Raw genomic sequence first — 20,993 nt, 5'->3', positions numbered from 1 at the left:
CCGCCGCGCGGTTTTACCTAAAACAAACAAATCAAACCTAGGGGTAGGCCCACATGGTTTTTTGCCGGATTGGGAGTTATCCTGACAGCAATATTCTGGTTGCCGCCTGAAGGTATGGCCCTCCGGCGGGGACCCGAAATGGACCGGATTGTGAGCCACTCACCGCCCAGACGGAGGAGACGGGAAATGACGCTGAAACAGAAAGCATGGGGATTGACCGGCGTGGTGCTGGTGTTCCTGCTGGGCATGATGCTGGTTGGGCTGTACGTGTTGCGCGACGCCAGCGACAAGGACAACCGCGCCCGTATCAAGCAACTGATGAAGAGCGCCTACAGCACCATCGTGCAGATGGAGAACATGGCGGCCTCCGGCAAGCTGCCCGAGGATCAGGCCAAGGCGATCGCCACCCAGATCCTGCGCGAGAACAAGTATCACGACTCCGAATACGTCTACGTCACCGACGACAAGCTGGTCTTCGTCGCCGCGCCGCTCGATCCGCAACTGCACGGCACCAGCTTCAACGATTTCAAGGATTCCAAGGGCAACAGCGTCGGCGCCATCGCCAAGGCCGCGCTCGACAAATCCGGCGGCGCGCTCACCGAGTACTGGTGGGATTCCGAGCGCGAGGGCAAGGTGGTCGACCTGCTGTCGGTGGCCGAGCGCACCCCGCGCTGGAACTGGGTGGTGGGCAGCGGCATCAGCTTCGCCGAGGCCGACCAGCGCTTCTGGGCCAATGCGCGCTGGCAGGTGATCATCTGTCTGGTGTTTGCCGGCGTGATCGGCGCGGTGCTGGTGATGGCCGTGCGCAAGCTGATGAACACCCTGGGCGGCGAGCCCGACGACGTGGTGCGGCTGGTGGCCAAGGTGGCCGACGGCAACCTCACCGACGAAGGCCGCGCGTCCAACGCGCCGCAGGCCAGCATCCTGGGCGCGGTGGAGCGGATGCAGACCTCCCTGCGCTCGGCGCTGAGCGAAGTGCAGCGCGACGCGCAGCAGCTGGAACAGCACGCCACGCTGATCGCCACGGCCAGCCAGCAGATCTCCGTCGCCTCCGACCGTCAGACCGACTCCACCGCGTCGATGGCCGCGGCCATGGAAGAACTGACCGTCAGCATCAACCATATCTCCGACAACACCGCCGACACCGAGCAACTGTCGCGCACCGCCACCGAACTGGCGGGCGAGGGCGTGCGCCAGGTGAACCAGACCTCGTCCGCGATGGCGCACATCGCCGACAGCGTGGCGCGCGCCTCCGGGCAGATCCGCCAGCTGGACGACAAGGCAAAGGAGATCTCCAGCATCGCCGCCGTGATCAGCGAGATCGCCGGCCAGACCAACCTGCTGGCGCTGAACGCGGCCATCGAGGCGGCACGGGCCGGCGAGCAGGGGCGCGGCTTCGCGGTGGTGGCCGACGAAGTGCGCAAGCTGGCCGAACGCACCGGCAGCGCCACGGTGGAGATCGAGCAGATGCTGGCCTCGGTGAAGGCCGAGACCGATTCGGTGGTGACCGTGATGAACGAAGCGCTGCCGCAGGTGGAAAACGGCGCCGAGATGGCCAAGCACGTGAGCGATTCGCTGCAACGCATCCACAGCGGCGCCGAGGGCACGCTGGCGCGCCTGCGCGAGATGGCCACCGCCACCCGCGAACAGAGCCAGGCCAGCAACGCCATCGCCGGCCGCGTCGAGGACATCTCGCAGATGGTCGAGGAAACCACGCAGTCGATCCGCAGCGCGGCGCAGACCGCCGGCGAGATCGAGCACGTGGCGCACAGCCTGAACCGGCTGGTGCAGCGCTTCCGCCTGTAGCGGCGACTCGCTCCATCACGGGCCCTTCCACGGAAGGGCCCGTTTCGTTGCATGGCAGCCCGTATGCCAACCTGGAGCAGGTGATATCGACTTGGTATCGGCCCCACTCGGTTTGTACGATGAAAACCGAGCTACCCACCTTCACCAGGCTTGTGCATGACAAGAAAAATGCTGCGCTGGGTCTTCGCCGTCGGGCTGGCCATTCTGCTGCTCAACGCCGCGATCCCGTTCCTGGTCACCCGCCAGGCCGGCCTGCGGCACGAGGCCGCCGACGCCGAGCACGAACTGGGTCGCGGGCTGTCCCGCCTGCTGCGGGCCTACCTCGACGCCGAGACCGGCGAACGCGGTTTCATCCTCACCGGCGACGAAGCTTTCCTGGGCCCCTACCAGCACGGTCGGGCCGAGGTGGAACGCCTGCTGCCGCAGATCGCGGCCCGGATGCGGCCATCGCCCGCCGTCGGGCGCCTGCTGCACCACGAGCACCTGCTGGCGCCGCAGCAGGCCGGGCGCATCGCCGCCCGCCGCCGGGGCCTGCTGGTGGAAACGGCCGCCATGGCGCAGGGCCGGCGCGAAATGGACGCGATCCGCAACGAGATCGAGGCGCTGGCGCGCGAATCCCAGCTGCGCGGCGCGGCGCTGGCGGCCGACACGGCGCGCTGGGATGCCTGGAGCCGGATCTCGGTGGTGGTCGTCACCCTGATGGACCTGCTGCTGATCGGCGCCGCCTGCCTGTTCGCGCTGCGCGCCGCCCGCGACCAGCGCGCGGCCATTGCGGCCACCGACGTGGCCAACCGCCATCTGCTCAACGAGGCCGCACAGCGCAACGAAGCGATGCGCCAGCTGGAACAGCACAACGACAAGCTCAACGCCCTGATCGCCACCCAGGCGCTGCTGGCGCAATCGGCGCTCGACCTGGAGCGCTTCCTCACCCTGGTGACCGACAGCATGCTGCGGTTGAGCCCCGCGCAAGGCGTGGTGGTATTGCTGGTCGATGGCGAAAAACTGCTCTGCCGTGCCGGCAGCGGCTCGGGCGCACATCTGGTGGGGCGGCGGGTGCCACGCGAGGGCAGCCTGTCGGGGCGGTGCCTGGCCGAGCAGGCGCTGCTGAGCGCGCCCGATACCGAGGCCGACCCGCGGGTGGACCGCGAAGCCTGCCGGCGCGCCGGTGCGCGCGCCTTGCTGGTGGCGCCGCTGTACCAGGCTGGCGCGGCGGTGGGCGTGCTGATGATGATCGGCGACCGGCCCGACACCTTCGGTCCGCCCGACACCCAGACGTTGCAACTGATGGCCGGCCTGCTGGGCGCCGCGCTGGGCCATCAGCGTCAGTTCGAGGAAAACGAGCGCCTGCTGGCGGGCCGCACCCAGGCGCTGGCCGCGCTGGAGCGCGAACTGACGCGCCGCGAGCGCTACGAGCAGGAGCTGGTCAGCAGCCGCCAGCGCACCCAGGCCATCATCGAGGCGTCGCACGAGATGTTCATCTGCATCGACCGCGACGGACGGGTGATCGACTGGAACGCCCAGGCCGCCGCCACCTTCGGCTGGAGCAAGGACGAAGTGGTGGGCCAGCTGCTGGCCGACCTGATCGTGCCCGAGCGTTTCCGCATGCGGCACCAGGACGGCATCGCGCACTTCCTGCGCACCGGCGAGGGCGCCGCCATCAATCGCCGCATGGAGTTGCCCGCGCTGCAACGCAACGGCCACGAAATCCTGGTGGAGCTGACCATCACCGCGCTGCACCACGGCGACACCATCGAGTTCCCGTGCTTCCTGCGCGACATCAGCGCCCGCAAGCGCGCCGAGCAGGCGCAGCTCCAGCAGCAGCAGACATTGCGCGCCATCACCGACGCGATCCCGGCGCTGGTGTCTTTTCTCGACGCCGGGCAGCGCTACCGCTACTGGAACCGCCAGTACCTGGAGACGCTGGGCATCGAGCCGGCGGCGGGGCAGACCGTGGCCGAATTCATGGGCGAGGAGTTCCACGCGCGGATCCGGCCACAGATCGAGGCGGCGCTGCGCGGCGAGCCGGCGCACTTCGAAACCACCATGGCGACGCAGCGCGGCACGCGCTACCAATCCGTCAACCTGATCCCGCACCGCGACGAACAGGACGAGGTGGCCGGCTTCTATGTGGTGTCGTGGGACATCACCGACCGCAAGCAGCAGGAGCTGGCGTGGCAGACGCTGGCGTCGTTCGACACGCTGACCGGCGCGCTGACCCGCGTCTTCTTCCTGGAGGCGCTGGACCTGGCGTTGCGCCGCCATCGCCGCAGCGGACAGCCGCTGGCCCTGTTCTACCTGGACGTGGATCACTTCAAACCGATCAACGACCTGCACGGCCATGCCGCCGGCGACGCGGTGCTGCGCGCCTACACCCGCGCCATCGAGCGCGCGCTGCGCGAATCGGACGTGGTCGGGCGGCTGGGTGGCGACGAATTCTGCGTGATGCTGGACGACGCCCGCAACGAAGAGGCCGCGATCAAGGTGGCAGAAAAGATCCTGGAGGCGGTGCGGGTGCCGATCGCCATCGAGGACGGCACCCTGCGCATTTCCACCAGCATCGGCATCGCCTTCATCAACCGCACCCATCGCACGCCGGAACAACTGGTGGCGCTGGCCGATACCGCGCTGTACCAGGCCAAGCAGATCGGCCGCGACCGCTATGCGCTGGTGCGGGTGGACGACGATGCGGGCGAGGTCGCCGGGTGAGGAGTGAGGAGTGAGGTGGGTGGGGCGCCGGGTGGGCGGATGATTCCCCTTGCGCCTGGTCGCCGGATGGCGACGGTCGGCGCCGGTATCGCCCGCGTCGATGCCCCTCGCGCTGGCGCGCAGAGACAGCGGCGGCGCCGCATCCCGCGCCCCGGCGCAGAGCGCGATCTCAGTGGCGCAGCGGGCGGGCGTCGCGGCGCAGGCCGATCTCGGTGACGGTGCCGTCGTCGTCCAGCGCCACGTACATGCCCACCAGCCGCAACGCATCTGCGTGCAGCGTGCTGTCCAGGGCGATCACGTCGTGGCGATGCAGCCAGAAGGTGCCGGCCGGCGCATCGGCCGAGCGCGTCACCAGGTGCTCGATGATCTGGGTAGGCACACGCAGCACATGCTTGCGGATGGCGGCGGCTTCGGAAAAACGGAAACGCGGTGCGGTACGCATGGTCTATCCTTGATATAGAACGAACGTTCTACATCGTAGTGATGGGCCCCTGGACTGGCAACTACCGTTCAGCGGGTGAAACGCGGAACGGCGCGCACTCGCCGGGCGCCCCGTTTTGCTGCACCATCACGCCGTCCTTCATCGCCGGAGCCGCCATGCCGTCCGCTTCCGCCCCGATGGCCGCCCCGGCCCGACGCGAGGGCTGAGCCATGTGTGTCAACTTCCTGCCGCCCGCCAAACGCCAGCTTGCCGAGCATTTCCGGGTGATCGAGCCGGACGAGGATTGGCCGGGCGAAACCTGGCAGGGCTACGCCGCGCCCATCGTGGTCGACGTGGGGCAGGGGCCGCAGGCGTTGCTGGCCAGCTACGGCATGGTGCCGCGCAGCCGCATCCCGGCCGGAGTGCGGCCCTATACCACGATGAACGCGCGTGCCGAGACGGTGGGCGAAAAGCGTGCCTATCGCGGCGCGTGGCGGGTCGGGCAGTTGTGCCTGGTGCCGATGCAGGCGTTCTTCGAACCCAGCTACGAGAGCGGCCGCCCGGTGCGCTGGCGCATCGGCGCCGCCGACGGCGCGCCCTTCGCCGTCGCCGGCCTGTGGCGCGCCTGGGACGAGCCCGACGGCACGCTCAGCTATTCCTTCACCCAGTTGACCATCAACGCCGACGCGCACCCGGTGATGCGGCGCTTCCATGCGCCGGGCGACGAGAAGCGCAGCCTGGTGGTGGTGCCGCGCGCCGACTACGACGCCTGGCTGGGCTGCCGCAACCCGGAAATCGCCCGCGCCCTGCTGCAACCCTGCGCGGACGATTTCCTGCGCTGCGAGCCGGCGCCGTTGCCGCGACGCGGCGCCAGGCCCGCGGACGATCTGTTCGGCGGGCAGGGCGACGCGGGGTAGACAGCGCCCTTTCCCCTGTTGCGCCGATGCGCCAGCCGCGTTGCCCGGGCTTGCCGGTGCGCGGCGCGGCGGCGCAGACTGCGTTTCCCATCCACCCACAGGAGATTCCCCATGCGCACCCTGGACCTTGCTCTCCTGTCGGCCATCCTGAACGGGCTTACGCTCCGCACCCAGTGAAGTAGCGAGGGCAGCCACGATCGGCTGCCCCAGGCCGCGCCGCTACGGCGCCGCCACCCGCCTGATCCGTCCGGGCGCATCCCGCCCAGCATGGTCGACCGACCCCCGCCGTTGCCTTGCCGCGCCTGTCGCGGCGTTACCCGCGCGCGTCGCGGGCCCGTCAACCGGATCGAATCCCACCATGCTCGAATACGATTTCGCAGTACTGCATTCCCTCGGCCTGCAGCCGGCGTCGCTCGCCGCCCTGGCAGATATCCCCGAGGCCGACCATCCCGACGCCCGGCTGGCGCGGGTCACCGAAGTCCAGCGCGAAGGACTGTTTCTCCACGACGGCCGGCTGGACACCGCCGCGCGACCCTTGCCCCGGCTGGTGCAGACGTTGTTGGCCGAGGCCGATGCACTGGTCGTCGGCGACTGGGTGATCGCCGAGCGCAACGCGCTGGGCGAAACCTGGGTCAGCGCGCTGTTGCCGCGCATCAATCAACTGGCTCGCAGGGCCAACGATGGCCGCCGCCAGCCGCTGGCCAGCAATATCGACACCGCGCTGCTGGTGATGGGGCTGGACCACGACTTCAACCCGCGCCGGCTGGAGCGCTACCTGGCGTTCACCCGCATCGCCGCCGTCGCGCCGGTGATCGTGCTGACCAAGTCCGACCTGGCCGACGACGGCGCGGCGCGCCTGGACGAGTTGGCGGCGCGCCTGCCCGGCGGCACGCCGATGCTGGCGGTCGATGCCCGTGCCGACAGCGCACGCGAGGCACTGGCGCCGTGGCTGGGCGCGGGGCAGACCGTGGTGCTGCTCGGCGCCAGCGGCACCGGCAAATCGACGCTGACCAACACCCTGCTGGCCACGCCGGCCCAGGCGACCGGCGCGGTGCGCGCAGGCGACAGCCGTGGGCGACACACCACGGTGGCGCGCCATCTGTTCCGGTTGCCCGGCGGCGCTTGCCTGATCGACACCCCGGGGCTGCGCACCTGGCGGCCCGATGCCGACGAAGCCGAACTCACCTCGGGCTTCGACGATATCCAGGCACTGGCGGCGCACTGCCGCTACCGCGACTGCCAGCACCTGGAGGAGCCGGGCTGCGCGGTGCGCGACGCCGTGCCGGCCGACCGCCTGCGCAACTACCACAAGGTGATGCGCGATGCGCGCCAGGGCAGCCTGACCATGCGGGAGCGCAAGGCGCAGACCGCCAAGTGGAAGGTCATCAGCAAGGCGGCCAAGGCGTACGGCAGGGCCAAGCGCGGCGGCTGAGCGAGCCCGGCGCCGGCACGCACGGGGAGCAGGTTCAGGCGCCGGGCGTCACCGCCGCCACGAAGGCCATTTCCAGCAACAGGTCGGGCGACGCCAGCTCGGCGCGCACGCAGGCGCGGGCCGGGGCGCGGCCCTCGGGCAACCAGTCGCCCCAGATCGCGTTCAGCGCCTGGCGGTTGGCGAGGTCGGGCAGGTAGATGGTCACCATCAGCAGGCGGCCTTTGTCCGAGCCGACCGCCTGCAGGGTGCGCTCGGCCTGCGCCAGCAGCGCACGCGCCTGGCTGTCGAAGTCGTCGCCGCTTTCCGGCACTTCGACGAAATGGACGATGCCGTTGAACACGGTGGCGTCGGACCACAGCGGAGCGGGGTTGAGGCGTCGGATGTCGGACATGGCGCGTTCCTGAGTGCATGGGACGCGCATTGTGCCGGGGCGAGAGTGGGTTGTCGCGCAGCAATCCGCCCGCGCGTTGGCGGCAATCGTATCGACGCAAATCGGTGTAAAGGGCCCGGGATTGCTGGGGTTTGCCAAATATCGGGAATTGACTGTGGTGATAAATATCCGTGATCTGGTGATCAGTAAATAATTATCCCGGAATGCGAAAAACCATCTTTTGCAATGACGGTTCAATCTTTGCGACAGGCCGTCGTTCTTTGATATGTTGAGCACCTGTTTCATGGCACAGGAGTGCAAGGTTCAACCTATCCCTATGAACTGTCACCGAAATCGACGCCCCGGCGGACCGTGTGGCGCCCGACGCGCCGTCCAGCGATATCCTGCTGATTTTACTGGTTTTATTTCATGCTGACGCATGCCGCCACGATGAGCGGTCCTCTTCAAAATGGGGGGCTGGCATGGAATTCCTGATGGACCCTTCGATCTGGGCCGGCCTGCTGACATTGGTGGTCCTCGAGATCGTGCTGGGTATCGACAACCTGGTTTTCATTGCCATCCTCGCCGATAAGCTGCCGCCCAGGCAGCGTGACAAAGCGCGATTGATGGGGCTGTCGCTGGCGCTGTTCATGCGCCTGGGTCTGCTGTCGGTCATTTCCTGGCTGGTCACCCTGACCAGCCCGCTATTCACCCTGTGGAATTACCCGTTTTCGGGGCGTGATCTGATCATGCTGCTGGGCGGCTTGTTCCTGCTGTTCAAGGCGACGACGGAACTGCACGAGCGCCTGGAAAACCGCCAGCACGAAGCCGGACACGACAAGGGGTACGCCGGCTTCTGGGTGGTGGTGCTCCAGATCGTGGTGCTCGACGCGGTGTTCTCGCTGGATGCGGTGATCACGGCGGTGGGGATGGTGAATCACCTGCCGGTGATGATGACGGCGGTGGTGATCGCCATGGCGGTGATGCTGCTGGCCTCGAAGCCGTTGACGGCCTTCGTCAATCGGCATCCGACGGTGGTGGTGCTCTGCCTGAGCTTCCTGTTGATGATCGGCCTGAGCCTGATCGCGGAAGGTTTCGGCTTTCATATTCCGAAGGGCTACCTGTACGCGGCGATCGGCTTCTCCATCGTGATCGAGATGTTCAACCAGATCGCGCGCCACAACTTCATCCGCCATCAATCGGCCTTGCCGCTGCGCGCCCGCACCGCCGACGCCATCCTGCGCCTGATGGGCGGACGCAGGCAGGCCGAGGTGCAGCACGATGGCGACAACGCGGCGGCGGTGCCGGTGCCCGAGAGCGCGTTTGTGGACGAAGAACGCTACATGATCAACGGTGTGCTGACGCTGGCCTCCCGCTCGTTGCGCAGCATCATGACGCCGCGCGGCGACATCAGCTGGGTGGACAGCTCGCTGGACGTGGACGAAATCCGCCAGCAGTTGCTGTCGTCGCCGCACAGCCTGTTTCCGGTGTGCCGCGGTGAACTCGACGAAATCATCGGCATTGTCCAGGCCAAGGAAATGCTGGTCGCGCTGGAAACGGGCCAGGACGTCGCCACCGTGGCCGCGACGTCGCCGGCCATCATCGTGCCGGAAACGCTCAGCCCGATTAAGCTGCTGGGCGTGCTGCGCCGCGCGCGCGGCAGCTTCGTCGTGGTGGCCAACGAGTTCGGCATGGTGCAAGGGCTGGTCACGCCGCTGGACGTGCTCGAAGCCATCGCGGGCGAATTCCCCGATGCCGACGAAACGCCGGAAATCGTCGTCGATGGCGACGGCTGGCTGGTGAAGGGCGCCACCGACCTGCACGCGCTCCAGCAGGTGCTGGGACTGGACAGGCTGGTGGACGACGAAGCGGACATCGCCACCGTGGCCGGGCTGGTGATCGCGATGAGCGGGCAGATCCCGCGGGCCGGCGATGTCTTTACCCTCGGCCGCTTGCGGATCACCGTGGTGCAAGCCAGCAACTACCGCGTCGATCTGGTGCGTATCGTCAAGGAACGCCCGCGGGACGAAGAGACGGAATAACGCGCCTGCCGCAGCGGGCGGGGGGGCGATTCACGTCGCCTCACGGAATTTGAGCTACACCATGAAACTGTTACCCATCCGAACGGGTGGGCCAGGGCGAATTTTCCGGGAGTGTGACGATGCGGCATCCGAAGCTGTTGGCAACGATCCTGATGATGGCCGCGTTCGCGGCGCTGGCGGCGCAGCCGGTCGCCACCGGGCGCGGCGGGGCGGTGGCCACCATTTCCGAACCGGCGAGCCGCGCGGCGCTGGAGATCCTCAACGCCGGCGGCAACGCGGTGGACGCCGCGGTGGCCGCGGCGGCGGTGCTGGGGGTGACCGACCCGTTCAGTTGCGGCATTGGCGGCGGCGGCTTCATGCTGATCTACTCCGCCAGGGACAAACGGGTGATCGCGCTCGATCACCGCGAAACCGCGCCGGGCTATTTCACGCCGGGGGTGTTCCAACAGGACGGCAAGCCGATGGATTGGTCGGCCGCCGTGCCCAACGGCATCGCCGTCGGCGTGCCGGGCACCGTGCGCGGCTGGCACGAGGCGCTGACGCGCTACGGCAGCATGCCGTTCTCCAAGGTGCTGGCCCCGGCGATCCGCGTGGCCAGCCACGGTTTCGCGGTCACGCCCAACTTCAACCGCATCGCCACGCTGAACGAGGCCAAGTTCGCCCGCTTCAGCAGCACCAGCCGGCTCTACCTGCGCGACGGCAAGGCGCTGGCGGTGGGCGAGCGCTTCAGCAATCCCGACCTGGCCGCCACCTATCGCCTGCTGGCGCGCGGCGGGGTCAAGGCGTTCTACGAGGGGCCGCTGGCGGCCGACATCGTGCGCGCGGTGAACACGCCGCCGGCCAGCGGCGACACGTCGGTGCTCGGCGGGCAAATGACGCTGGCCGACCTGAAGGACTACGAGGCGCGTCTGCGCCAGCCGATCCGTTCCACCTATCGCGGCTACGAGGTCTACGGCATGCCGACGCCGTCCAGCGGCGGCATCGCCATCGCCGAGGCGCTCAACATCCTGGAGAACTTCGACCTGAGCGCGTTGCCGCGTGCCCAGGCGGAACACCTGTACCTGGAGGCGTCGCGACTGGCGTTCGCCGACCGCAACGCCTACGTGGCCGACAGCGAGTTCGTCGATGTGCCGCGCGACGGGCTGTTGTCCAAGGATTACGCGCGCGAACGGGCGCGGCTGATCGATCCCAAGGCCACCCACGGCAAGGTGGCGCAGGGCGACCCGTATCGCTACCAGGACGACCAGTCGGTGCCGCTGCGCCCGCAGCCGCTGCTTGCCGCAGAGCCGATGCACACCACCCACCTGGCGGTGAGCGACCGCGAGGGCAACGTGGTCGCCTACACCTTCACCATCGAGGACTGGGGCGGCAGCGGCATCGTGGTGCCGGGGCGCGGCTTCCTGCTGAACAACGAGATGACCGATTTCGACTTCAGCGGCCCGCATCCCAATGTGCCGGAGGCCGGCAAGCGTCCGCGCTCCAGCATGAGCCCGACCATCGTGCTCCAGGACGGCAAGCCGGCCTTCACCCTGGGCTCGCCCGGCGGTTCCACCATCATCACCACGGTGCTGCAGACGCTGGTCAACCACGTGGACCTGGGCATGTCGCTGGCCGACGCGGTGGCGGCGCCTCGCCTGAGCCAGCGCAACGGCGACAAGACCCAGGTCGAGACGCTGACCGGCTTTCCCGGCAGCCAGCAGGCGAGGGCGCTGGCGACCTACGGCCATCAATGGAACGAAACCGACCAGATCGGCGCGGCCAACGCGATCCGCTTCAACCGCGACGGTACGGTGACCGCGGTCAGCGAGCCGCTGCGCCACGGCGGCGGCAGCGCGCTGGTGCAGCAGCCGCGCAAGTGATGGGGGCCGTTGCCGCACGCAACCACGCAACCTGGATGCCACGGGTGGCATGAAGCACAAAGCGGCCATTCGGCCGCTTTGTGCTTGGGCGCGTCGCGCCATGCCAACCGCTGAGGCGGCATCGCGTTACCAGGGCGCGCTTCAGTGTTCCGCCTGTTCCTTCAGCGCGGCCAGGCCCTGGTCGAAATCCTTGCCGACGGTGTTCTCCATGTTGAAGAACACGCCCACCAGCTTGAACAGATAGGGCTGCGGGCCGGACATCGCCCAGGTGAGGCGGGTGCCGTCGCCATCCGGTTGCAGGGTGAACTCGGCCTGGTTGTGCGCTTCGAACGGCTGGAGAAAATCCAGCTTGATCAGGATGCGGGCCAGGCTGGATTCGATGATTTCCATCCGCCCCTGGCCGACCTGCTTGTTGCCCTGGTATTCGTAGATCGCACCCACGCCCCGCTGCGGGCCGCTGAAGGTGCGCTGGAGCGCGGGGTCGCGTTGTTCCCACGGCGACCAGGTCTGCCAGGCGTGGAAATCGTCGATCAGCGCGGCCACCTTGGCGGGCGGCGCCTGGATGCGCGTACTGCGTTCGATACGGAAGGTGTTGGGACGGGGGGCGGCATAGACCAGCACCACGGCGATGGCGGCCACGACGACGAGCAGGATGATTTTCAGCATGGACATCACTCCGGTTTGGCCCGGGTGGGCACAAGGAAGGCCGCCCGTTGGCGGCCTCCATGGTTCGACGAGAGGAAAGACAGGTCGGGCGCGGCGGATCAGGCGCCGCGCGGCAGGTTGGCCAAATAGTCGACCAGTTGCTCGATGGTGCCGGAGAAGCCTTGCTCCATCGATTTGTGGCCGGCGACGAAGGTGCGGATCTCCTCCTCGTCGGCGGTCAGCGGGCTGGAGCGGATGGTCAGCCGGGTCTGCTCGCCTTCTTCCTCCAGCGTGAGCGTGGTGAGCATTTCCAGCGGCCAGGTGGGGCTCCACGGGTTGCGCACGATGCCGCCCTCGGCGTCGGCGAAGCTGTTCACGTAGACCATGCGGTGCGGCGCCTCGATCTCGCGGTAGACGAAGCGGCCCCAGATCGGCGGCTGCCCGTCCCAACGCATGGCGTAGTGGAACAGGCCGCCGGGGACGAAATCCAGCCGCGCCACGTCGATGGCGCAGCCTTTCGGCCCCCACCAGCGGGCCAGGTGGGCCGGTTCGCTATGAACCTGCCAGACCAGCCCGCGCGGGGCGTCGAGCAGGCGGGTGATGACGAAATCGCTGTCGGTATGCATGTTTGCTCCAGGGGTGGACGACGCGCTCTGTGGCGCGTTCGGGGTAGGGAAAAGGTCAGGCGACGGTGTCGCGGGGCAGCGTGGTATCGAGTTTGTCGAGCAGCCATCGCCAGCCGCCTTCGCGTTCGGCGGCACTGTCGGCGCCGTTGAAGAGCGCGATTTGTTCGGTGAACAACAGCCGGGTGCCGCCTTCGCGCGCCAGAAATTCCACCGTCAGCAACGACGACGAGATCCGTCGCCCGTCCAGCGACATGGTGTAGGCGGTGACGATGCGCGCATCGGGCACGATGTCCTCGATGCGGGCGTCGTACTGGTGCTGCACGCCGCCGCCGCGCGGGCGGGCGAGGTCGAATTCCTGGCCGCCGACGCGAAAATCCAGCCGGTATTCCAGGTTCTCCCATTCCTCGTCGGAGCCGAACCAGCGGCGCTTGGCCTCCGCAGAGGCCCAGGCGGCGAACACCTGAGCCGGCGTGGCGTCGTAGAGGCGGTCGATCACGATGCGCTCGTGGTGCACGCTGGGGGATGTTTCAGGACTGCGGGTCATGCCGTTGCTCCTGTGCTTGCAGTTCGCGGAGGTAATCCTCCAGGCGGTCCAGGCGCTGCTCCCAGAAGCGGCGATATTCCTCCACCCAGTCCGCCACCTGGCGCAGCGGGCCGGCGTGCAGCCGGCAGGGTCGCCATTGCGCTTCGCGACCGCGGGTGATCAGGCCGGCGCGCTCCAGCACCTTCAGATGCTTGGTGATGGCGGGCGCGCTGATGGCGAAGGGCTCGGCCAGTTGCTTGACCGAGGCTTCGCCCTGGGCCAGCCGGGCCAGGATGGCGCGGCGGGTGGGATCGGCCAGGGCGGCGAAGGTGGCGTTGAGCGCGTCGTCTGGAGCCATGTTGCGTGAACCTCTCGGGGTGATGCGGGATTGCCGGCGGGTCAAGAGCGGCTGATAAAACCCTCCTGGCGACGTCGCGCGGGGCGCCGGGCTGAAACTTGCCGTACTGCGCGTACCGTCTGCGTTGCGCGCTGCTTGCCAGGATCGCCAGGAAGGTTTTGTTGGCCACTCTTAATTAACCAATTGGTAAATTAAAAGGCATGCCGCAAGGCGTCAAGCGGCTGCGCCGGCCGCCCGCCGAATGGTGGGGAAACCGAGAGGAAAGGTGAGGGTCAGCCAGCCTTGGCCAAGGCCGCCACTAGGTCGGATTGGGTCAGCATGCCGACCACGGTGTCGTCGTGGTCCACCACCGGCATGTGATGCAGGCCGCCGTCGGAGAACACCGGCACCAGCTCGGCGATCGGCTGTTCCGGTCGCGCGCTGCGCACGCGCCCGGTCATGATGGCCGACACCGGGCGTTCGCCGTCGAACGGGCCGCTGGGAAAGGCCGGCTCGGCGGTGTGCTCGACGAAGAAGTCGTGCAGCGACACGATGCCCACCAGCCGGCGCGCGGCGTCGGTGACCGGCAACGCCTTCACCTTGTGGCGCGCCAGCAGCGCCCAGGCTTCGCGCAGCGGAGCGTCCGTCGCCACGCGCACCACGTCGCGCGACATGATGTCGGCGCACAGGATGCGGCCGAAGCGCCGCCGTTGCGCCAGCGCCTGCGCCTGGCCCAGCAGCTCGGCCAGATCGTCGCGGCTGATGTCGAGCGGCTCGGCGTGCGCCGCCAGCGCGGCGTCCAGGTCTTCGCGGGTGAGCCCGCCGCGCTCGCTGGGCAGCGGATCGGCGGTGCGGTGCGGCTGGGGCGGTGTCACCGGGCCGTGCGGGTAGCGGCGGCGCGCCAGGTTGTTGAACGCCAGCGCCACCGCCAGCAGGGCCAGCGAATTGACCAGCACCGGCCACAGCACGAAGCCGAAGCCCAGCGCCGCCACCGCCGGGCCGCCGATCACCGCGGTCAGCGCCACCGCGCCGCCGGGCGGGTGCAGGCAGCGCAGCGGGAACATCGCGGCGATCGCCAACGCGCCGGCGATGCCGGCGGCGAGGCCGTTGTGTCCCAGCAGCATGCCGCAGCCCACGCCGATCAGCGCGGACACCACATTGCCGCCGACGATGGACCACGGCTGCGCCAGCGGGCTGGCCGGCACTGCGAACAACAGCACCGCCGACGCGCCCATCGGGGCGATGAACCACGGGTTGGTGGTGCCCAGCGCCCGGCGGCCGATCCACTCGCACAGCAGCAATCCCAGGCCGGCGCCGACACAACCGAGCAGGCGCTCGCGCGAACCGGCGGCCAACGGGGCGGGGTGGAAGGATCGCAGCCAGGCTTTGAAGGTGGACACGGAACGCTCGCGAAACCGAAAAGCCGGCGATTCTACGCCGTGCGCGGCGCGATGTGCTCGGCACGACGCGGCGGGCGGACGGGCGATAGCTTCAATGCCGATGCCGCATTGCGACCATTAGTCACATCCTATTGCGATTTGCACGGCCATCACCTAAAGTGATCGCAACTCATGGAGTCCAGTGCAATGAACCGTCGTCCCGCAACCCTTCGCCAGCCGAGCGCCGCCCACGTGGCGGGTGCGTGCCTGCGCGTCGGTGCGCACGCATTGCAGGTCGTGCTGGATTAGCCTTCCGTTTCGTTCCGGAAGGCCGTCGCCTTTCGGGAATGCCTCACCAACCCCCGTTCGGCGACGCCGGCGGGGGTTTTGTTTTGCACCCGCACCCTGTTTGTGTCCAACCCGAAGAGGCCGCGCCATGCGTACCTACGACAAGCTGATCGCCACAATTCGTTCCAGCCAAGGGAAAGGGGGCTTGCGCCCATCCTTTGGCTCGTCCGTGGCCGTCGGCGGCGTGGTGCCGCCCGTGGCCACCCCACAGCAAGACTCGGCGTGACCGCGCCGGCCCGGCGCCGGCGGTCACCAGGACATTGCGGCCGCATCCGCCCCGGGCGGACGGCCAGAAGTGGAAGGACCACATCATGGAAGACAGAAACCTACGCAACATCGGCATCATCGCCCACGTCGACGCGGGCAAGACCACCACCAGCGAACGCATCCTGTACTACACCGGCGAGAACCATCGCCTGGGCGAAGTGCACGACGGCGCCGCGACCATGGATTTCGATCCGCAGGAACAGGCGCGCGGCATCACCATCAACAGCGCCGCGACCACCGTGTTCTGGCACGGCCACCAGATCAACCTGATCGACACCCCGGGCCACATCGATTTCAACATCGAGGTGAACCGTTCGCTGCGCGTGCTCGACGGCGCGGTGGTGGTGTTCGACGGCGTGGCCGGCGTGGAGCCGCAGACCGAGACCAACTGGCGCCTGGCCGACAAGTACCACGTGCCGCGACTGGCCTTCGTCAACAAGCTCGACCGCATCGGCGCGGATTTCCCGCGCGTGGTCGAATCGATGCGCCAGCGCCTCGGCGTGACGCCGCTGCCGCTGCAATGGCCGATCGGCCGCGAGGGCGAGTTCCGCGGCCTGGTGGACCTGGTGACGATGCAGGCGCTGACCTGGCCGGCGCACGGCGACCCCGCGCCGGCCGAGGTCGGGCCGGTGCCGGCGGATCTGGCGGACGAGGTGGCGAGCGCCCGCGCGCAATTGGTCGAAGCGGTGGTGGAACAGGACGACGCGCTGATGGCGGCGTGGCTCGACGGCGGCGTGCCGGACGAAGCGCAACTGCGCGCCGGCATCCGCCGGGGTACGCTGTCGGGCCGCTTCGTGCCGGTGCTGCTGGGCTCGGCATTCAAGAACAAGGGTGTCGAGCCGTTGCTGGACGCGGTGATCGCCTACCTGCCGTCGCCGTCCGACGTGCCGGTGGCCGGCGAGCACGACATCCAGCCGAACCCGGACGGCCCCTTGGCCGCGCTGGCGTTCAAGGTGACGCACGACGACCACGGCACGCTCACCTTCATCCGCCTGTATCGCGGGCGGCTGAAGCAGGGCGATACGGTGTACAACGCCACCCAGGGCAAGCGCGAGCGGATTTCGCGGCTGTACGAGATGCACGCCGACCGCAAGCACGAGCGCGACGCGGTGGCGGCCGGCGCCATCGTCGCTGTGGTCGGGCTGAAAAGCACGGTGACCGGCGATACGCTGACCGCGCCGGATCATCCGCTGGTGCTGGAACGCATCGACGCGCCGGAGCCGGTGATCGACGTGTCGGTGCAGGCGCGCACCCAGGGCGACCAGCAGCAGATGCTGAAGGCGCTGCACGCGATGGTGCAGGAGGACCCTAGCCTGCGGCTGCGGGTGGATGCCGAATCCGGGCAGACCATCCTGTCCGGCATGGGCGAGCTGCAACTGGAGGTGGCGCTGGAGAACATGCGCACGCGCTTCCATGTCGAGGCGGAGCTGGGCCGGCCGCAGGTGTCGTACCGCGAGACGATCACCCACGCCGCCGAGACGCGCTACCTGCATCGCAAGCAGACCGGCGGCGCCGGGCAGTACGCCGAGGTGGTGCTGCGGGTGGAGCCGCTGCCGCGCGGCGCGGGCTTTGTCTTCATCGACCGCAACGTCGGCGGCGCGGTGCCGCGCGAGTTCGTGCCGGCGGTGGAGGCGGGTGTGCGCAGGACGGCGGAGGCCGGTGTGCTGGCCGGCTTTCCGGTGGTGGATCTGCAAGTGACGCTGCTCGATGGCAGCCATCACGAAAAGGATTCGTCGTCGCTGGCGTTCGAGCTGGCCGCCGCCGCCGCGTTGCGGCAGGCGCTGCGCGACGCCGGCCCGCAATTGCTGGAGCCGGTGATGGCGGTGGAAGTGGTGACGCCGCTGGAGTACGTGGGCGACAGCATCGGCGACATCAACCGCCGTCGCGGGCTGGTGCGCGACCAGACGCAGCGTGCCAACGCCGCGGCGATCGAGGCGCAGGTGCCGTTGCAGAACATGTTCGGCTACATCGGCCAGCTGCGTGCGCTCAGTTCCGGGCGCGCCAGCTTCACCATGCAGTTCGACCATTACGCGCCGGTGCCGGCGCAAGTGGCGGCGGCTATCGTCCACTGATCGCCACTACGCAACGGGGCGGGCTCCAGGGCAAATCGACCTGGGGCCCGCTCTTTTTGCGTACCACTCGCCATGCCTCTATCATCGCGCGCCTTGCCCGGCACGCCGGCCTTCATCCTTCGCACTCGCCAGCGAAGGCCGATTCGCCCCAACCCTCGGAGCCATCGCCATGTACAGCGCCACCTTCATCTTCGACACCCACCAGTTCGACGATGATTTCCATCGCCTGGACGCGCAGATCGCCGAGGCGGCGCGGCAGACCGCGGGCTACCTGGGCGAGGAAGCGTGGGAGGACCCGAAGACCGGGCGCGTGTGCAATGTGTATTACTGGTCCGACGAGGCCGGTCTGCGCGCGCTGATCGCCCACCCGCTGCACCAGGAGGCCAAGCGGCGCTACAGCGAATGGCTGAGCGGCTATCAGGTGATCATCTCGCAGGTGCTGCGCACCTATGGCGACGGCGCGTTCGGTCATCCGGCCCGGATGGCCACCCCTTTGCCGCAGGAGTGATGCGCAAATACGACACTCCGGGTTCCATACATCGCCCGACGGATTGTCATATTTTGCCCTGGTTGGCTTTTTTGCCCTGCTTAGCCATTCCGGGGCTGGCACAGCCTTGCGTGGAAGGCGGGAATCGTTTTCCGCCCGATGAAAGTTTTTTGCCCCAAAACGGTTCAGCAATAACCCGCATTTTTCAGACGATTCCGAGACTTAGTGCACCATCCAGGTGCGGCGATACCGCAGATCGTATTCCATTCACATCTTCTTGTTTTTGCTCAATAGATGCGTTGGTGCTTGTTCTCTCACTCGCATAGAATGCCCCGCTTTGGTGCAATTACTGATGCCGGGGTGACTAGAAATGAAGTATCAAAACGCGCACGAATTCCTCTCGCTGGTGGCCGACCGCAATCCGGGCCAGCCGGAATTCCTGCAAGCAGCAACCGAGGTGATCGACAGCCTGTGGCCCTTCATCCAGGAACATCCGCGCTACGCCGAACACGGCCTGCTGGATCGCCTGGTGGAGCCGGAACGCGTGATCATGTTCCGCGTGGCCTGGGTGGACGACCAGGGTGAAGTCCGCGTCAACCGCGGCTACCGCATCCAGCACAGCTCGGCCATCGGCCCCTACAAGGGCGGCCTGCGCTTCCACCCCTCGGTGAACCTGTCCATCCTCAAGTTCCTGGCATTCGAGCAGACCTTCAAGAATGCACTGACCACCCTGCCCATGGGCGGCGGCAAGGGCGGTTCCGATTTCGACCCCAAGGGCAAGAGCCCCGGCGAAGTGATGCGCTTCTGCCAGGCCTTCGTATCCGAGCTGTTCCGCCACGTGGGTTCCGACACCGACGTGCCGGCCGGCGACATCGGCGTGGGCGGCCGTGAAGTCGGCTACATGGCCGGCATGATGAAGAAGCTGTCCAACCGCAACGACTGTGTGTTCACCGGCAAGGGCCTGTCGTTCGGCGGCTCGCTGATGCGTCCCGAGGCCACCGGCTACGGCACCGTCTACTTCGCCGAGGAAATGCTGCGCCACGCCGGCCGCACCATGGAAGGTCTGCGCGTGTCGGTGTCCGGCTCGGGCAACGTGGCCCAGTACGCGGTCGAGAAGGCCATGGCGCTGGGCGCCAAGGTGGTGACCGTGTCCGACTCCACCGGCACCGTGATCGACAACGACGGCTTCACCCCGGAAAAGCTGGCCGAACTGATGGAAGTGAAGAACCATCTCTACGGCCGCGTCAGCGACTACGCCGAGCGCGTCAAGGCCCACTTCGAGCCGGGCATCAAGCCCTGGAACGTGCCGGTGGACGTGGCGCTGCCGTGCGCGACCCAGAACGAACTGGACGACAACGACGCCCACGTGCTGGTCAAGAACGGCGTGATCTGCGTGGCCGAAGGCGCCAACATGCCGTCGACCGCCGACGCGGTGCGCGTATTCGACAAGGCCGGCGTGCTGTACGCGCCGGGCAAGGCGAGCAACGCCGGCGGCGTGGCCACCTCCGGCCTGGAAATGAGCCAGAACGCGATGCGCCTGTCGTGGAGCCGCGAGGAAGTCGACGGCCGCCTGCTGGAAATCATGCAGGGCATCCACGGCGCCTGCCTGCGCTACGGCCAGACCGCGGACGGCAAGGTGAACTACGTGAACGGCGCCAATATCGCCGGCTTCGTCAAGGTGGCGGACGCCATGCTGTCGCAAGGCGTGATCTGAGGCGAACCCCATGCGCGGCCCCGCCGCGCGGGCTGGCCCATGCAAAACGGCGTACCGGAATCCGGTACGCCGTATTTGTTTTGGGGCGGGAAAGGATCAGCTGTCGGCCGGCGTGGCCTGCGCCTGCTCGATCCAGGCCGCGACGGCCTGGGCCACCGGCGAGGCTTCGCCGAAGCGCTCCCGCGCCAGTTCGACCAGGGTCGGGTCGCGCTGCACCAGCGGATCGGCGCCGGCGTTCAACAACATCTCGAAGATGCTCAGGCGGCGCTTGTCCGCCTCGTCGGCGGGGAGCGCGCTGGATTCGGCCAGCGTCACCTGAAGCGGCGAGGCGCCGTCCTGGCGCCGCGCCTCGACGTCGGCGCCGGCATCGAGCAGCAGGCGGGTGACGTCCACGTTCAATTCGGCAATCGCCGCCAGCAGCGGCGTCTCGCCATGGATCTCGCCGTTGTTGACGTCCGCGCCCAGCACCAGCAGCGCGCGCACGACCTCCACCCGGCCCAGGTGGGCGGCGAAGTAAAGCGGGCAGCCGCCATCGGACAGGCGGATATTGGGGTCGGCGCCGTGGTGCAGCAGCACATCGAGCACCTCGCGGCGATCCTCGCGCACGGCGGTTTCCACAGGGCAGGGCGCGCCGGTGGCGAGGTCGGGATTGACCGGCACGCCGGCCTCGATCAGGCGGCGCGCCATCGGCCCGCTGGGGGCCAGGCACAGCAGCACGGCGGGTTGGGGCAGGTCGCTGGGATGAAAGCCATGGCGCAGCGCGAGGTTGACGCCCTCCACCCAGTCGGCGCGCACCAGGGCCTCGATCAGGGTTTCGCCGGTCTGCCCGGCCAGCGCGCTGCCGCCGTGGCTGAACCAGTCCTCCAGCCGCTGGCAAGCCTGGGCCTCGTCCTCACGATAATGCCGGACGATGTCCCAGGCTTCCCCGATTTCGACATGCATGGCGTGCGTCTCCCCTCCAAGCGGCCCGATGGGCAAAACGATGAAGATAGCATTCGGACGGGGGGAGACTCCAGCCGCGCACCAATTTGGCGCAGCCTTC

General features: G+C 68.1%; 18 protein-coding genes. 10 read left to right on the top strand and 8 right to left on the bottom strand.

The window, feature by feature from the left end; all coding sequences use genetic code 11:
- The first annotated feature begins 186 nt into the window (after window positions 1-186).
- A complete protein-coding gene (locus tag C556_RS19655; protein WP_018747453.1) occupies window positions 187-1,806 on the top strand; it encodes a methyl-accepting chemotaxis protein in 1,620 nt (539 codons plus the stop codon).
- Window positions 1,807-1,962: 156 nt separating this feature from the next.
- Window positions 1,963-4,512 (top strand): diguanylate cyclase domain-containing protein, encoded by a 2,550-nt coding sequence (locus C556_RS0106610; protein WP_083930439.1) that lies wholly within the window; start codon window positions 1,963-1,965, stop codon window positions 4,510-4,512.
- A gap of 169 nt (window positions 4,513-4,681) precedes the next feature.
- Here C556_RS0106610 and C556_RS0106605 read toward each other — a convergent pair whose 3' ends face one another.
- Window positions 4,682-4,954 carry a hypothetical protein gene (locus C556_RS0106605; RefSeq protein ID WP_018747451.1) on the bottom strand — a complete coding sequence of 91 codons (273 nt, stop codon included), beginning with the start codon at window positions 4,952-4,954 and terminating at the stop codon, window positions 4,682-4,684.
- 209 nt (window positions 4,955-5,163) lie between these two features.
- Here C556_RS0106605 and C556_RS0106595 point away from each other — a divergent pair, with 209 nt between their 5' ends.
- Together C556_RS0106595 and rsgA are read left to right on the top strand one after the other, a co-directional pair.
- The gene (locus tag C556_RS0106595; RefSeq protein WP_018747449.1) at window positions 5,164-5,850 is read left to right on the top strand and encodes an SOS response-associated peptidase; all 687 of its coding nucleotides are present in this window, start codon (window positions 5,164-5,166) and stop codon (window positions 5,848-5,850) included.
- 358 nt (window positions 5,851-6,208) lie between these two features.
- Window positions 6,209-7,282 (top strand): ribosome small subunit-dependent GTPase A, encoded by a 1,074-nt coding sequence (gene rsgA / locus C556_RS0106590; RefSeq protein WP_018747448.1) that lies wholly within the window; start codon window positions 6,209-6,211, stop codon window positions 7,280-7,282.
- Between the two features lie 34 nt (window positions 7,283-7,316).
- On the opposite strand, the gene C556_RS0106585 is transcribed toward rsgA, so the two are convergent.
- A complete protein-coding gene (locus C556_RS0106585) occupies window positions 7,317-7,673 on the bottom strand; it encodes a RidA family protein (protein ID WP_018747447.1) in 357 nt (118 codons plus the stop codon).
- Between the two features lie 461 nt (window positions 7,674-8,134).
- Between C556_RS0106585 and yoaE the strand changes: the two genes are divergently transcribed.
- The gene (yoaE, locus tag C556_RS0106580; RefSeq protein WP_018747446.1) at window positions 8,135-9,694 is read left to right on the top strand and encodes a CNNM family cation transport protein YoaE; all 1,560 of its coding nucleotides are present in this window, start codon (window positions 8,135-8,137) and stop codon (window positions 9,692-9,694) included.
- Window positions 9,695-9,813: 119 nt separating this feature from the next.
- On the top strand, window positions 9,814-11,553 hold the full coding sequence (gene ggt / locus C556_RS0106575) for a gamma-glutamyltransferase (protein ID WP_018747445.1): 1,740 nt from the start codon (window positions 9,814-9,816) through the stop codon (window positions 11,551-11,553).
- A gap of 141 nt (window positions 11,554-11,694) precedes the next feature.
- Here the strand turns inward: ggt and C556_RS0106570 are convergent, their stop codons facing one another.
- The 5 genes from C556_RS0106570 to C556_RS0106550 all read right to left on the bottom strand — a co-directional run bounded on the left by C556_RS0106570 (window position 11,695) and on the right by C556_RS0106550 (window position 15,084).
- Window positions 11,695-12,219, bottom strand: a complete 525-nt coding sequence (locus C556_RS0106570) for an SRPBCC family protein (RefSeq protein ID WP_018747444.1) — start codon at window positions 12,217-12,219, stop codon at window positions 11,695-11,697.
- A 98-nt stretch (window positions 12,220-12,317) separates the two neighbouring features.
- On the bottom strand, window positions 12,318-12,824 hold the full coding sequence (locus tag C556_RS0106565) for an SRPBCC family protein (protein WP_018747443.1): 507 nt from the start codon (window positions 12,822-12,824) through the stop codon (window positions 12,318-12,320).
- Window positions 12,825-12,879: 55 nt separating this feature from the next.
- Complete coding sequence (locus tag C556_RS19650) at window positions 12,880-13,368, bottom strand: SRPBCC family protein (RefSeq protein ID WP_018747442.1); 489 nt, start codon at window positions 13,366-13,368, stop codon at window positions 12,880-12,882.
- A complete protein-coding gene (locus C556_RS0106555; RefSeq protein ID WP_018747441.1) occupies window positions 13,352-13,705 on the bottom strand; it encodes an ArsR/SmtB family transcription factor in 354 nt (117 codons plus the stop codon). Before C556_RS0106555 ends, C556_RS19650 begins: the two co-directional genes overlap by 17 nt.
- A 272-nt stretch (window positions 13,706-13,977) precedes the next feature.
- A complete protein-coding gene (locus C556_RS0106550; protein ID WP_018747440.1) occupies window positions 13,978-15,084 on the bottom strand; it encodes an HPP family protein in 1,107 nt (368 codons plus the stop codon).
- Window positions 15,085-15,499: 415 nt separating this feature from the next.
- Between C556_RS0106550 and C556_RS22850 the strand changes: the two genes are divergently transcribed.
- The 4 genes from C556_RS22850 (at window position 15,500) to gdhA (ending at window position 19,951) form a co-directional block, all read left to right on the top strand.
- Window positions 15,500-15,637 (top strand): hypothetical protein, encoded by a 138-nt coding sequence (locus C556_RS22850; protein ID WP_157235972.1) that lies wholly within the window; start codon window positions 15,500-15,502, stop codon window positions 15,635-15,637.
- Between the two features lie 85 nt (window positions 15,638-15,722).
- Entirely contained in the window at window positions 15,723-17,750 is a 2,028-nt protein-coding gene (gene fusA, locus C556_RS0106545; RefSeq protein WP_018747439.1) for an elongation factor G, read from the top strand.
- A 169-nt stretch (window positions 17,751-17,919) separates the two neighbouring features.
- On the top strand, window positions 17,920-18,258 hold the full coding sequence (locus C556_RS0106540; protein WP_018747438.1) for an antibiotic biosynthesis monooxygenase family protein: 339 nt from the start codon (window positions 17,920-17,922) through the stop codon (window positions 18,256-18,258).
- Between the two features lie 349 nt (window positions 18,259-18,607).
- The gene (gene gdhA / locus C556_RS0106535) at window positions 18,608-19,951 is read left to right on the top strand and encodes an NADP-specific glutamate dehydrogenase (protein ID WP_018747437.1); all 1,344 of its coding nucleotides are present in this window, start codon (window positions 18,608-18,610) and stop codon (window positions 19,949-19,951) included.
- Window positions 19,952-20,047: 96 nt separating this feature from the next.
- On the opposite strand, the gene C556_RS21555 is transcribed toward gdhA, so the two are convergent.
- Window positions 20,048-20,893: an ankyrin repeat domain-containing protein gene (locus tag C556_RS21555; protein ID WP_018747436.1), complete on the bottom strand. Its 846-nt coding sequence runs from the start codon at window positions 20,891-20,893 to the stop codon at window positions 20,048-20,050.
- Window positions 20,894-20,993: the final 100 nt, after the last annotated feature.

The organism is Chitiniphilus shinanonensis DSM 23277 (assembly GCF_000374805.1).
Classification (GTDB): Bacteria; Pseudomonadota; Gammaproteobacteria; order Burkholderiales; family Chitinibacteraceae; genus Chitiniphilus; species Chitiniphilus shinanonensis.
This window is presented reverse-complemented; position numbering and strand designations above follow the sequence as displayed.